The organism is Cobetia sp. SIMBA_158, assembly GCF_046566945.1.
Taxonomy (GTDB): domain Bacteria; phylum Pseudomonadota; class Gammaproteobacteria; order Pseudomonadales; family Halomonadaceae; genus Cobetia; species Cobetia amphilecti.
Genome location: NZ_JAWJYL010001164.1, coordinates 1 through 232 on the forward strand (window position 1 = coordinate 1; position 232 = coordinate 232).

1 protein-coding gene is annotated in these 232 nt (G+C 55.6%); it reads right to left on the reverse strand.

The window, feature by feature from the left end; translation table 11 throughout:
• Positions 1-207: P-II family nitrogen regulator (locus R2R70_RS23415; RefSeq protein WP_410979409.1), on the reverse strand; the 207-nt coding region annotated here is incomplete at its 3' end.
• Positions 208-232 lie beyond the last annotated feature (25 nt).

Below are 232 nucleotides of genomic sequence, written 5' to 3' on the forward strand. Positions count from 1 at the left end.
CTGATCGTCGTCCAGCACCACTTCGATCTTCACCTTGGGCAGAAAGTCCACGACATATTCCGCACCGCGGTAGAGTTCGGTGTGACCCTTCTGGCGACCAAAGCCCTTGACCTCGATGACAGAGAGACCTTGCACGCCGACGTCTTGCAGCGCTTCCTTCACCTCGTCCAACTTGAACGGCTTGATGATGGCTTCGATCTTTTTCATGTCTGGGCTCCTCGCAACCTTGTCG